We start from the raw sequence: 13,856 nt of genomic DNA on the forward strand, positions 1-13,856 counted from the left end.
TTAAGAATGGCTGATGATTTAACACCAACACCAGAAGAAGAACCAAAAGTTGATGAACCAGAAACTTTGACATTAACTCAAAGAGAGTTAGATTCACTGGTTGATAAACGTACCTCTAAGGCACTAGAGACTGCTAAAGGTAAATGGCAAGAAAAATGGGAAGCAGAAACACAAGCTAAGGTTTCTAAGGCAGAAGAATTAGCTAAAATGAATGCTGCCGAACGTAAAGCGGCTGAAGATAAGGCTAAGTTAGATGCACTAAACAAGCGTGAACAAGAGCTAAATATGCGTGAATATCGGTATGAAGCTAAGGCGCAACTTGAAGAACAAGGATTACCTGAAAAGTTTGTTGATATGGTTTTATCTGATGATGCAGAAACAACCAAGAACAATATTACTAGCCTTAAAGCAGAATTTGATAAGTCGATTGAAGCGGCAGTCAATGAACGCTTAAAAGGTTCAACACCAAGCGCAGGCGGAAAAACTGATACTAAATCAGATATGAGTTCCGCCTTAGGATTATAAAAGGAGAATTAAGAATGGCAATTAACTATGTAACTAAAGATGGAGGCTTGTTTGATCAAAAGATTAATCAAGGTCTTTTAACAGGAGCGCTAGGAGTTCCAGATGTTACGTTGGTAAATGGTGGTAAGTCATTTACACTTACGACCATTTCAACATCAGGATTACAACCACATACACGAAACAAAGGTTTCAATAGTGGTACTGCAACTAACGATAAAAAGGTCTACACAATGGGTCAAGACCGGGACGTTGAGTTCTATATTGATACTCAAGACGTGGACGAAACTAACCAAGATTTAGCAGTTGGTAACATTTCAAAAGTGTTCATTGAAGATAATGTGCAGCCTGAAATTGATGCATACCGATTTGCAACTATGGTTAAAGGGGCCGGTACAACTGTTACTGAAACGTTGACAGTTGATAATGTTTATACGCAATTGAAAGCTGCATTGTTACCAGTTCGTAAATATGGTTCACAAAACATTGTTGGTTTCGTTTCTAGTGAAGTAATGGACGCTTTGGAACGTTCAAAGGAATTCACTCGCTCAATCACTAACCAAAATGTTGGAATGACAGCCCTTGAGTCACGAATCACATCGCTTGATGGTGTGCAATTGATTGAAGTATGGGACGCAGATCGTTTTAAGACAGATTATGACTTCACAAATGGATTTAAGCCTAAGGCAAACGCTAACGATATTAACTTCGTATTCGTGGCCAAACAAGCAGTTATTCCAATCGTTAAGGAAAATGCAATCTTCTTGTTTGAACCTGGTCAACATACTCAAGGTGACGGTTATCTTTACCAAAACCGCCTTTATCATGATTTCTTTATCAAGGATAAGCAAAAAGGTGGTATCTCTGCATCTATTAAGGCACCAGCTGCACCTAGTGACGGCAAGTAAATAAAAAAACACAGTGATTAATCGCTCGGATGGGGTGAGAAGCCCATTAAGGAGGTAGCATGACAATTGATGATCTAACTAAGGTTAAAGTGTTGCTCTCAATTAAAGATAGCAACCAAGATGATTTGCTTAATTTGCTGCTTGAAGATAATGAAGCACGGTTGCTTAGTTACATTAACCAAGATGGTAACACGTCTGTTAAATTTCCAACGGACTTAGCATGGTTGTTGCGTGAGATAACAGTGCGCCGCTTTAATCGTATTGGTGATGAAGGCAAGAAGTCATCAAGTGAAAGTGATGTTTCGGCGACTTGGTCCGATGATGATGTTCAAGACTTTGCTGTTTATTTAAATAAATATCGGCAGCGCAAAGGTGGACGTGGGACTGCGAGGTTCATTTAATGAGATATAACGATCGAATTAAGATAGTAACCACTCAATCAGTTGATGGTGAACTTGGACCCGTCACTAAAAAGATAATCTCAGATTGGATTGAATGTCGTATTACTGGTGTGTCTCAAACTATGAACATTGGTGTATTTGGTAAATACAACTCTAATGCACTTGCAGTTCACCTTAAAGGCGGATTAGGAACTATTTCAGGGCTTATTTATAACGGTGTGGAACGTAAACCAGAAGTAGTAATTAAAGCCCGTAAGAACACGATAGTTGTAATTCAGGGGGTGTAGCATGGCCAAAGTAAACATTAAGTTTGAGGGTGCAGACCAGTTGATTCGGAAGTTCAATAACCAACCAGCAGCAATTAAGCGTGAAGCAAGTGGAATCATTATGAATTACGCTTTACAAGTTGAAAAACGTGCATCAGATAATGCGCCTGTTGATACAGGATATTTGCGTCAACATATTGCAGTTAATAAAACAGGTGAGATGAGTGCTGAAGTAGTTGCATCAGCAGATTATGCAATCTATCAAGAATATGGGACACGTAAGATGTCAGCACATCCATTTATGCGTCCGGCTGTGGATCAAGAAGGGCCATTATTCATGAAGAAATTACAAAATTTACTGAATGGAGGACTTAAATGATGCATTCACCAACTGGTAACTTATTGATTGATTTGTACAAGGCGTTAAAAAATGGAGATATACCGGTTTACACGGTGCTACCTGGTGTCGAAGTGCCAGAACCGTTATTAGTAATCGGATCTCACTCAGAAGATGATAGTCCATCTGGTAAGTCAGGTTATGAAGTATCAACAACCGAAGTACAAATCGATATGTACTATCCGATTGATGACAGAATGGCACTTGAAGACCAGATTTATCAAACAAAAAATATAATTAAAAATTCAACTGACAAGATAACGAGAGTTACAGCTAGAACGATTGTAGATAGTTCAATCGGGAGAGATGTTTTTCACGTTATCTTTTTAGTTACAGCATACATTTAAGGAGAAATAAAAATGGCATACGTAGATAACGGTGTAACAGCAACTAAAGGTAATCCATTACTTGGTAAGAAAGTTTGGTATTTTATCCAATCTACACAAGCACCGGTAGGATCTAAAGCTTTACTACCAGCATTACAAACAGATGGTTCAACAAGCATTGAAGGGGATTCGATTGATGAACAAACTAAATTTGGTCGTATTGTTATGCCTTCAACTAATGAAGACTCTATCAAGCTTAAAACATACGTTGTTCCCGGTGATTTAGCAATTGATGTTATTAAAGATGCAAAACATAACGGTAATCAAGTAAAAGTATGGCGTGTGATTGTTGACAAACGATTTGCAACTCAAGAAAAGGATGATTCTGACCCCGCAAAGACACACCAAGTATTCCCAGCAATGTTTGGATATGGGGTTGTAGATAGTTTGGATTTAGATGATGGTGACGATTTAGTATCTGCTGATTACACGCTTAACATCTTGGATAAATTGAAAGAAGGTACATTCCCACTGACAGACGACCAGTTAGCAGTCTTGGAAGAAATGTATGAATTCGAACGTCCAGGTCAATCTAGCGGTAACTTTGGTACAGATGACGCAACTAAGTAAATACAAGGGCTTATAGGCCCTTTACATAAAAGGAGAATAAAAACATGCAAGTAACAATTAAAGGAACTATTTACGAATTAAAATTTAACTTCAAGGCATTATTTAAAGCTAACAAAGATTTCAGTACTATCGATGAAAATGGCAACAACATGGGTGACGGGGCAACTAATTTATTTACACGTCTTGCTTTAGGTGACTCATTAGCCATTATTGATGTAATCAAAGTAGCTACTAGTGTAAGCAAAGTTACTGATGAAGATATGTTTAATGCAGTTGATCAATTAACTGAAGAAGGAGAAAAGCTTGATGATGTTCTTCAAGAGCTAATGGATGAATTGAAGCATAGTGGTTTTTTCGTCAAGTCAATCCAAACTCAAAAGAAGGGGTTGGAAGAAGCGTTAGAAATGCTCAAGAAGAAGGACGAAACAGAGGAAACAACACAACAAATTATGGCAGTTCAACGGATTGTGACATTAATCAACGACAATCTTTAATTGAGTCATGCGCTCGATTCGGAATTTTTGATTTTGAATGGGCTATGTCACTTTATAAATGGGAGCTTGATGCGGTGATTAAAGGTATTCAAATGGGGCATATTGATGAACGTGAACGATTAGCAGTGCTTGCTGCTAGTGTTGGTTATTTCAGTAATGCAGAACGTCCTAAGTTTAAGAATATCTTTGATAGAAGCAAGGAAGAGCAAGCTCTCGAACAGGCTTACAATCCTGAAAAAGTAAAAGCTACCAACAAACAACGACTTGAGTTATACAACAAAGTTCGTTCCGTATTTGGTGGAGAAAGGAGTGAAGATGGCGAGTTATAATGGTGGTTCGGTAACGGCTCACATTGGAGCAGACATATCTGATTATCAATCAGCAATGCGGGCTGTATCAAGCTCTACTAGCAAAACAATGGGTGGCGCTGCAGCAGCGACTAGTTCAACGACTGGTAAGTTTAGCTTGATGAATAGTACAGTGGGGCAGATTGCAGCTGGTGTTGGTGCAGTTACTCTGGTCTCAAAAGGAATTGGTGTACTTAAAGACAGTGTTGGTAGTGCAGTGGCTCGATTTGATACATTGAATGCCTATCCTAAAGTTATGAAACAAATGGGATATTCAACGCAAGATACGAATAAATCAGTTGGTATCTTGAAAAAAGGTGTTGATGGATTACCAACGTCCTTGCAAGACTTAACCCAAAGCGCACAAAGTTTTGCGATTCTTGAAAAGAGTGCAACTAAAGGGGCTCAAACGGCAACCGCATTGAATGATGCATTCTTAGCATCAGGCGCAAGCGCGGGAGATGCTAGTCGAGGGGTAGAACAATACAGCCAGATGTTAGCCAGTGGCTCAGTTGATTTACAGAGTTGGAAAACGTTACAAGAAACTATGCCGTATGCGTTGACTACGGTTGCTAAATCATTTGGATTGACTGGTAAATCAGCAGAACGGGATTTATATGCTAAGTTAAAGTCTGGTGATATAACCATGGACCAATTAAACAAACGTTTCGTTGAGTTAGATGGTGGTATGAATGGATTTGCTAATACCGCTCGTACAGCAACAGGTGGTATTGGTACGTCATTTACTAACATGAAGAACGCCGTGACAAACGGACTAGCTAATACGATTACTGCAATTGATAATGGTTTAAAGAGTGCAGGGATAACCAACGGTATAGCAGGTATATTTAATCAAGCTAAGCAGATTATTGTAACTTCGTTCGTTGCTATTAATGGGGTGATTCAAGGTGCTATGCCTGCTATTGTCGGAATATTTAGCACTATTGGAAATGTTATTAATACAGTATTAGCACCAGCATTAAGTTTTGCTAAGGTTAGTTTTAGTGATTTTATTACTGGATCTATCGCAGCCTTTGCGCCTTTAACGTCAAAATTACAAGGAATGGGCAAAGAAATTAGTACAGGTGTTAACTTATCAAGTATTGCTGCTTCAATTGCAGGAGTCGTCTCTCAAGTGGTTAATGTTTTAACAATTTTGCGAAATGCAGTTGCTGATGTTATTACAGGGTTTGTCAATACTGGAGCAGTTCAAAGCGCATGGAATAACTTGGTTGCAGTATTTAACGTAGTTGTAACTGTAATTAAATTAATCATCTCGGTTGTCGGTAATGTTATTGGCTCGTTTTCAAGTGCAGGATCATCTGTATCGATTTGGCAAACTATAGGAACTGTAATCGGAAGTGTTGCTGTTGTGATTGGAAATGTTATATCTTTTGTTGCTAATTTAGTTACCGCTTTTTTATCTATGTCTGGGGTATCAAATGTTATCTCTACAATAGTAATTGGTATAGCAGGTATGGCAGTTGTATTTGGAACTGTGTTAGGAGTTCTAAAAGCAATTCAAATCGGATTTACGGTATATAGTACAGCAGTACGTATAGCTACTGGGGTTCAAGCTGCATTTAATTTAATTATGTCTCTTAATCCATTCGTAATTATTGGTGTGGCAATAGTGGCATTAATTGCTGGTATTACTTTATGGATTACTCAAACTAAGTCTGGACAAGCAGCATGGCAAGCGTTCACATCTTGGATTCAAAGTGCATGGTCAGGTATGGTTAGTTTCTTTAGCGGCATTTGGACAGGTATAACATCAGGTGTATCTTCAGCTGGTCAATTTATCCAAGATACTTGGAACACCGCTAAAAATTTTGTAACAAATCTTTGGAATGGTATAGGTGATTTCTTTACAAGTATTTGGAATTCTATCACGGCTACTTTAGCACCAGTAGGTACATTCTTTTCTGATACATGGAATAATATCGTCACTAATCTTAGTGGAATTTGGAATGGAATTGTTGGCATTGCAACTGGTGTTTGGGGCCTTATAAAAGATGCAATTATGGGGCCGGTCCTATTAGTGTTGGATTTAATCACTGGTGATTTTAAGCAATTAGGAACAGATGCTCAAAACATATGGAATGATATTGTTACAAATATAAGTACTATTTGGCAAAATATAGTAGATGTAGCTACAAAAATATTTAATTTGATAAAAAATGCAATAACTAATATTTGGAATACTATAAGTGCAACAACTGTATTTATTTGGAACTCGATAGTTAGTGCCGTAACTGGAATTTGGAACGGATTCATAAATGGAGCAACAACATTCGCTACCGGTTTATGGACTGGAATTAAAAATATTTGGAATAGTATACCAGGGTGGATTTCTGGTTTATGGACTGGCGTTAAAAATACTATTTCTGGTTTATGGACTGGAATTAAAGCTGGTATTTCAAATGCAGCAAGTGCTTCGTTTAATGGTTTAAAGAATGCATGGAATGGGTTGATAGGATTTGTATCAAATTTGTGGAATGGAGTTAAAAAGGCTATTCACACTGCTATGCATTTCGATTTATTAGGTGCTGGTAAAGCGATTATGAACTCATTCTTTAATGGGCTTAAAGCAGTATGGGGTGGTATTCAAAAATTTTTTAGTGGTATAGCTCCTTGGGTGAGAGCGAATAAAGGCCCAATCAGTTATGACCGGCGCTTATTGATTCCAGCTGGTAAAGCGATTATGGAAGGTTTTGGCGGTTCCTTGAATAACAACTTCGAAGATGTTAAACGTTCAGTTTCATCATACGCTGGTCAAATTGCAGATCAATTTGGACATCAAGAATACGAAGCTAATGCTCAATTAACTGCAAGTAGTGTGGGTGTAGCTGGTCAAATTAATGGTGGATTAAATGCTCTTAGTGATGAAGTTGCGGAACAAAGTGCTCAAGTACCTACATTCTATGTACACAACGAACTTGTAGGTGACAAAATTACAACGACAGTAAACAGTAACAATTCACGCCGACAAAATATCAATAATTTAATCATGGGAGGAGGTATCTAATGGACCTACTAATCACTAATAATTTAGGAAGCATTAAGTTGAGTAGCAGGAACATTGTTACAACTAACTTTGACGAATCGTCACCAAGTATTACGCCAAACACATTGTCGTTTAAAGGACGGAATGGAAAGGTTAATTTTGGTGGCGATTATGGAGATAAAAAGCTTAAATTTTCAGGGTATTTAGTTGCTAGTAATCAATCTGATTATGAGGTAAAGCGTAATTGGTTATACCAGGTATTAGGTGGTATAGATCCTTACTACATCACACCAATGTACTCTGATAATGGGCAATATAGTTTTGAACGTCCGGGGCAAACGTCCGGGAATGTAATAGGTCAAACTAATGAAGTTGCTAGTTTTAAATGTTTTTATGTGACTGTTGATGATGTGATTGAACCTAACTTTGTGGGGAATATAAACGGTCAGCAAATTTATAAATTAGAAATTACATTCATTACGGCAGGTTTGCCATTTGGACAATCAATCGATAAGACATTAACTGTCACTAATTCAATACCATACGCAGGAACTGCTAAGGCATCTCAACTTGAGGTGCCTTTTTATGTACAGTTAACCTCCAATCAAACAGCTAGTGGTATCAGTTTAACCATTGGCTCACGGACATGGACATATAGCGGTGCGGTAGCGGATGGTGACGTATTTGTACTCGGTGGCATGTACAATACCAAGAATTTAATATCAATCAACGACTATACGAACGTTGAATACTTTGTACTCGAGCCCACACAAACAGGGCAAATACCCGTTCAATGTTCAATTGACGCAACTATTACTATCAATGATTACAAGGAGCTTTATTTATGATTAAGTTTAAAGACATTAATAATAATACTCACTTGGCAGTTGCTAGTATTAGTCGTAAGCACTCGGTGAATGGGGAAAAGTCATTATCTGGAACGATTTACAGTGGTGATGATGTACTCAATAATCTTGATACAGGCTGGGGCTTAGAGTTTGATAGTGAACCTTATGTAATTACTTATTTTGAACACCACGACTCTGATAATACGATTTCATTTGATGCGATTCATAAGTTCTTCTGGGATTTCTCGAAGAAAATGTTCTATCGCAAGTTTAACGGTAGCAATACCATTGATACTTACTTAGGTAACATTTTTGATGGAACTGGGTATAAATATGCTTTGAATTTTAAGCCAAACGCAATCAGCAAAGATAGTTTCGGTATGACAAGCAAGATGTCCATGTTTAATGACATTATCACGGCAATTGGTGCAGAGTTTGAAGTTAATGGAACGCTTGTATCAATCTATCAGAAAATAGGGACTGATTTATCAACGATTGTTCGCCACGGTTTTAACTTATCAGATATGGCAATTCAAAATGATATATCAGGACTTGTGACTTATGCGGAAGGTTGGGGTGCTCATACTAATCCTGATGATGAAAATAGTCCACGTTTGCATGTGGTGTACGATGAAAACCCACTGTTAAAAATTTATGGACGACTTGACGCTGAACCGATTGATGACGAACGTTATACTGTTCCTGAAAACTTATGGGACGCATTAAAAGCTAAGGTTGATGATAGTTTACCAGTATCAATTAGTTTATCGTTATACGACTTAAACAAGTCTGGTTATCCTTACAATATGGCCAAAGTTGGTGATTGGATAACTGCGGTTGATGAAAAGATTAATTTCAAGCAGAAGATACGTATTATTAGTGTTGATGATGAGTTTTCAGCAGATGGTACACGGATTAGTTATGCGGTTACAGCAGGTAACATTAGTTCAGTCCAACACTATCAAGAGGCTAACGCTTCAATCTCATCACGCATTAACAATGCTATCAATTCAGCTGACCAAGCTAATCAAGCTGCGATATCAGCTCAAGTTACGGCTGATGGTAAGAATACTTCATATCGTGTTAACTCCGTTGATGAGTTACCCCAAAATTCTAATGAGGGCGACCAAGGTTGGGTACAAAGTGGCGATGGATTAGTGTTATACATTTATACCAAACGCCCAGACGGTAGTTTTTTCTGGGATAAGCGTATTGACCCTGAAATGGGTCAGCAAATTGCAGAAGGTGTTAATAACGCAGTTAATCAAGCCAAGACATACACTGATAGTGTTAAGTCTAAGGTTGAAGCTGACATTTCGCAGGCTTCACAGAATGCTAATGACGCACTAACTAAAGCGCAGATAGACTTATCAAGTGGGATTAATAATGCTAAAGATTTAGCAAATAATGCACAAGATACAGCCAATCAAGCTAATACTGATTTAGTACAAACCAAGAAAGACTTAGATAATACAGCTGATGATTTAGTAGCAACCAAGATTGATTTAAATGCCAAGTTAAACGATAAGGCTTCGGTGTCCTACGTGGACACTGCTAACGGTCAACTAAATGCGCAATTAGTAACTCAAGGTAAATCAATCGCAGCTATTAACTTAAATAGCGATAAATTATCAGCTAGCTTGGTTAATACACAAGGCGATGTGTCCAAGTTGTCGCAAACTGCTAATACTTTAACAGCTGGTTTAAATGACGCCAAAGGTAACATTGCAACGTTACAAGGACGTGCTAACAGTTTTGATTTAACAGTAGCTAAGGTTAATAACCTTAAGGTAGGAGCTAGGAATCTACTTCTAAATTCTGCATCGTTTGGTTTTAGTTATGGAACGAACGGTTCTATCAATATCACAAAGCAGAGTTTCGATAATAACATAACTATGCTTCACTTAACGTCTCCAGCAAATTCAGGCACTGCGTGTGGTATTTATACTTTTCCTGCGGGGATAAATGGAGGCAGTAAATATGCTATATCGTTCGATATAAAAGGCACTGGTACCTTTTATAAAGGTTCGTGGGGTATTGAAGGAGCTTCCGATTATAAAGTTTCGGGTTCGTTATCATCTGATTGGTCTCGTATATCTGTAGTGGGAACAGCGCCTAAAACTGGTAGTGGTGTCACTATCTATTTTGATACGACTAATAGTCCACTAGATGTTTACATTAAAATGCCTAAGATAGAGAGTGGAGACATTTCAACGGATTGGAGTCCAGCACCCGAAGACACGATAACTGATTTAGCAAGTATTCACGTACAAGCTAATCGAATCGACCAAACTGTTTCAACTCAAGATGGACGTATTACCACAGCGCAACAAACCGCTGATGGTGCTAAAACTCAAGTGCAAGGCCTTAATGGTAGAATGACCACAGTTGAAACTACTGCTAATGGGGCGTCAGCTTTAATTAATGACCCACAAAAGGGTTTGAACGCTTTAAGCGCTAAGGCTGACGAAAATAGTGCAACTATCCAAAGTACAAAGGGCGATGTATCAACATTACAACAGCGTGCTAACGGCTTTGATTTAACAGTTGGTAAGGTTGATAATTTAAGTTATGAAAATCGTAATTTATTGTTAGATTCAGGTTTTGAATCAGGTAAAGCTCATGGCTTAGGTACTCTATATGACAGCACTGAAGCGACTGCTAGCCACTATCCACAACCATCGGGTAAGTATGCAGTGGTAATGTCGGATAACAAAACAATGCCGGAGCAAGTATGGTTTTGGATTTTGGATAATCCCATCACAATAAAAGCTGGTCAACGGTTCACGATTAGCTATGATTATGCAGTAGCTGGTGACGCCCCACGAGCAAGTGATTACTGGTTTGATGAAAAAGGGAATCCACATGAAATGATGGCTCATACTGTTCATGATATGAGTAATCAGATGTCATGGAAACGCGTTAGTTTCAGTCAAACATTACCTACTGACATTACAATCAGCAAGTTACGTTTTGGTTTTCAACATGACAAACCAAGCATTGGCTGGAAAACAGTAGACAACATCAAAATTGAATTAGGAGCAACAGCCACACCGCACAGTTATGCCCCAGAAGATACAGCCAGTGCATTAGCCTCAATCCAAGTTAAAACGGACTCAATTACAAACTTTGTTAAAGATGCAAGCGGCAATTTATCAAGTGAGTTCATAAGTGCATTACTTAAAACCAGCTTGATGAAAGGTGTTGACGGTGGAAGCTCTCTTATGAGCCAAACCGCTAACTCATTCAACCAAGCTATTCAAGATAATAATAAGAAGGTCATCAGCTTCATAAACCTTGATAATAGTGGTGCACAGATTAAAGGTAAATTATTAACTCTTGACGGTGATACAAATGTAACTGGTGACTTTTACGCAAAAGGTGGTAATTTTAAAAATCTTAATGCATCTAATTTCACAACTGGAACACTTGATGCTTCAAAAGTAAGAGTAGCTAATATTGATGCAGGAAACATTACTGCCGGGGCAATAAACGGTGTTAGTCTGAAAATTGATTTAACAACCGGTTCGGTTAATTTTGCAAGGGGACGGATTAAATCAAATTCGGAAAATGTTGATATCAACATTGATGAGGGCTATATATCTGTCAAAAATTATGCAGCCCGTGCAACGTTGCGAGATGGTGGTTTGTATCTCACGCAGCCTAATATTTTTGACACGAGTAATAATCCATATTTCAGTTTAACTAATAATGGTTCAGGATTAACATATCAAGGTGCTCAGCTGAAGGGTAGCCAATACATTGTTGTAACAACAAATGATAATTCTAGCAACATTTTCGATGTTAACTTAGGTCAAGAAACTTTCGTCGGCATAGCAGGTGGGAGAGATGGCGATGATTGGAAACCAACTAAGATTGGTGGGGCTTCTCGGGGTGTCATTATTTCGGGTGGTAAAGAATACGGAGGCATCATGACTTCGAGTCCTTCAATTATAGTTGGTTCAAGTAGTTCGCAAGGTACCGGATCAGCATATAGCGGCACCCGCATCACTTTAAATGGCGAATATGTACAAATCCCGTCAGCGTATAATCAAACTAATTCTACACCAGCTAATTTGGCCGTAACATATACGGGAGCTCTAGTTCGGACAACATCAGCCACAAAATATAAAACGTCAATTCATCGTTCAGATAGTTCACACTTAGGGGACAAGCTTCTTAATGTACCGATGGCAACATGGTTCGATAAAGCAACCATTCGCCGGTTTAAAGAAGAAAACGAGGAACAAAGACCACGAGTTGAGTTTGGAATGATTGCGGAAGATTTAGCAGATGCTGGATTGGATTGGCTAGTAGTGCGTGACCCAACTGGTGAAATTGAAGGTATTAAATATGACCGGTTAGCGGTTGCTTTGATACCTGTTATTAAAAATTTAAAACAAGAAATAGAGGAATTGAAAAATGAACGAAGAAGTAATTAGTGGGTTAGCTATTCGATTAGCACAGTCTCAAGTAAATGAGGAACTAGCTAAAGCGGAAATTGCAGAATTGAAAAAACAAATCACAGAATTACAAAAAGAAAGCAAAGAGGATTAAAAAATGAACGTAACAATTAACCAAATCACACCAGTATTTACAGCAGACGGTACACTTGAATTACAAAGCATGTTATGCACGGTTTCAGGTGGTAAATATCCTGAAACGGTCAACAGTAGTATTGAATTAGGTAAAGATGAAGGCATTTCATTAACATCAACTAAACCAGAAGTTGAAAAAGCTGCAATCGCTAAGTTTAAAGCGAATGTGGACGCAATGTTAGCACCACAACCACAAGCTGATCAACAACCAGCTTAATAATTGATTAGTCAGTATACTTAAATGCCGAATGGGTGAAATGCCCGATTAAACATATAGAAAGGCTAAAGTATGGCTATATTTGAGAGAACTATAACGGATATTGGATTAATTTTTGGAGTCGTCGCGGGGTTGTATGCCTTGTGGCGATTTTTATTTAAAGCGAGTTTTAACGACATGTTCAATGCAGTAATTGACCAAGTGACTGAACGCATTATGTCTAAAGTGGATAAACTTACGGATCGATTAGAACGATTAACTAGCCGAATTGACGTGCTAGGAAGCGTAACTACTAGAGTTGATGAGCTTTAAAGTGATACTACTGAACTTAAAACAACAATCGCTGTACACGAAGAAAGACTTAACAAATTGGAGGACAAATAACATGGAACAATCAATCACACAATTAATTGAAGCAATCGGTACAATCATTATCACGGCCTTAGGTGGGTTTGTAACTGCCAAATTAAAAGAGTATGCAACAACTTCAAGCCAACAAAAAATAATTGCCACATTAGCGACTTTAGCCAATGCAGCAGTTGTTTCGGTTGAGAAGTCAGGCATTCTCAATAATTTAACTTCTCGGCAAAAACATCAAGCTGCCATTAATGAGGTTCAAACTCAACTTGCTAAAGCTGGTTTGAAGTCAGCCGATGAAACATTAATCGCCAATGAAATTGAACGTGCATACAGCCAACAAGTTGACCAACTTCATACCGTGTATGCTAAACAAGCTGAAGTGGCAGTTGCTGAAAATCAAGCACAAGTAGCTAATTCAGCCGCTCAAGAATTGGCAACTTTAAAAGAACAATCAGCTAATATCCTAGCTAAAATTGATGAAAAGCAACAAGCGATTGACGCAATTAATGCGCTTGCTCCAGTTAAGGAGGACTAA

The 13,856-nt window shown here is 38.2% G+C and carries 16 protein-coding genes; all 16 read left to right on the plus strand.

Annotation, left to right across the window (positions count from 1 at the left end):
- Positions 1-6 precede the first annotated feature (6 nt).
- Positions 7-525: a DUF4355 domain-containing protein gene (locus LQZ75_RS01270; RefSeq protein ID WP_230096031.1), complete on the plus strand. Its 519-nt coding sequence runs from the start codon at positions 7-9 to the stop codon at positions 523-525.
- A 14-nt stretch (positions 526-539) separates the two neighbouring features.
- Complete coding sequence (locus tag LQZ75_RS01275; protein ID WP_230096032.1) at positions 540-1,430, plus strand: hypothetical protein; 891 nt, start codon at positions 540-542, stop codon at positions 1,428-1,430.
- A gap of 59 nt (positions 1,431-1,489) precedes the next feature.
- Positions 1,490-1,831, plus strand: a complete 342-nt coding sequence (locus LQZ75_RS01280; protein WP_168721294.1) for a phage head-tail connector protein — start codon at positions 1,490-1,492, stop codon at positions 1,829-1,831.
- Positions 1,831-2,118: a hypothetical protein gene (locus tag LQZ75_RS01285; RefSeq protein ID WP_230096033.1), complete on the plus strand. Its 288-nt coding sequence runs from the start codon at positions 1,831-1,833 to the stop codon at positions 2,116-2,118. The genes LQZ75_RS01280 and LQZ75_RS01285 overlap by 1 nt, the downstream gene beginning before the upstream one ends.
- 1 nt (position 2,119) lies before the next feature.
- A complete protein-coding gene (locus LQZ75_RS01290; protein ID WP_230096034.1) occupies positions 2,120-2,476 on the plus strand; it encodes an HK97-gp10 family putative phage morphogenesis protein in 357 nt (118 codons plus the stop codon).
- On the plus strand, positions 2,473-2,841 hold the full coding sequence (locus LQZ75_RS01295; protein WP_230096035.1) for a hypothetical protein: 369 nt from the start codon (positions 2,473-2,475) through the stop codon (positions 2,839-2,841). The genes LQZ75_RS01290 and LQZ75_RS01295 overlap by 4 nt, the downstream gene beginning before the upstream one ends.
- A 12-nt stretch (positions 2,842-2,853) precedes the next feature.
- Positions 2,854-3,450, plus strand: a complete 597-nt coding sequence (locus LQZ75_RS01300) for a phage major tail protein, TP901-1 family (protein ID WP_230096036.1) — start codon at positions 2,854-2,856, stop codon at positions 3,448-3,450.
- Positions 3,451-3,494: 44 nt separating this feature from the next.
- Positions 3,495-3,944, plus strand: a complete 450-nt coding sequence (locus tag LQZ75_RS01305) for a tail assembly chaperone (protein ID WP_230096037.1) — start codon at positions 3,495-3,497, stop codon at positions 3,942-3,944.
- Between the two features lie 74 nt (positions 3,945-4,018).
- Complete coding sequence (locus LQZ75_RS01310; protein WP_230096038.1) at positions 4,019-4,273, plus strand: hypothetical protein; 255 nt, start codon at positions 4,019-4,021, stop codon at positions 4,271-4,273.
- Entirely contained in the window at positions 4,260-7,319 is a 3,060-nt protein-coding gene (locus LQZ75_RS01315; protein ID WP_230096039.1) for a tape measure protein, read from the plus strand. The genes LQZ75_RS01310 and LQZ75_RS01315 overlap by 14 nt, the downstream gene beginning before the upstream one ends.
- Entirely contained in the window at positions 7,319-8,146 is an 828-nt protein-coding gene (locus LQZ75_RS01320; protein ID WP_230096040.1) for a phage tail domain-containing protein, read from the plus strand. The genes LQZ75_RS01315 and LQZ75_RS01320 overlap by 1 nt, the downstream gene beginning before the upstream one ends.
- Positions 8,143-12,588: a phage tail protein gene (locus LQZ75_RS01325; RefSeq protein ID WP_230096041.1), complete on the plus strand. Its 4,446-nt coding sequence runs from the start codon at positions 8,143-8,145 to the stop codon at positions 12,586-12,588. Before LQZ75_RS01320 ends, LQZ75_RS01325 begins: the two co-directional genes overlap by 4 nt.
- Positions 12,569-12,703, plus strand: coding sequence for a hypothetical protein (locus LQZ75_RS09740; protein WP_284707294.1), 135 nt, complete (start codon positions 12,569-12,571; stop codon positions 12,701-12,703). Before LQZ75_RS01325 ends, LQZ75_RS09740 begins: the two co-directional genes overlap by 20 nt.
- A gap of 3 nt (positions 12,704-12,706) precedes the next feature.
- On the plus strand, positions 12,707-12,961 hold the full coding sequence (locus tag LQZ75_RS01330) for a hypothetical protein (protein WP_230096042.1): 255 nt from the start codon (positions 12,707-12,709) through the stop codon (positions 12,959-12,961).
- Between the two features lie 177 nt (positions 12,962-13,138).
- The gene (locus LQZ75_RS09745) at positions 13,139-13,273 is read left to right on the plus strand and encodes a hypothetical protein (protein WP_284707331.1); all 135 of its coding nucleotides are present in this window, start codon (positions 13,139-13,141) and stop codon (positions 13,271-13,273) included.
- A 73-nt stretch (positions 13,274-13,346) separates the two neighbouring features.
- Positions 13,347-13,856: a phage holin, LLH family gene (locus LQZ75_RS01335; RefSeq protein ID WP_230096043.1), complete on the plus strand. Its 510-nt coding sequence runs from the start codon at positions 13,347-13,349 to the stop codon at positions 13,854-13,856.

The sequence above is a fragment of the Periweissella fabaria genome (assembly GCF_918814575.1).
GTDB classification, from domain to species: Bacteria; Bacillota; Bacilli; order Lactobacillales; family Lactobacillaceae; genus Periweissella; species Periweissella fabaria.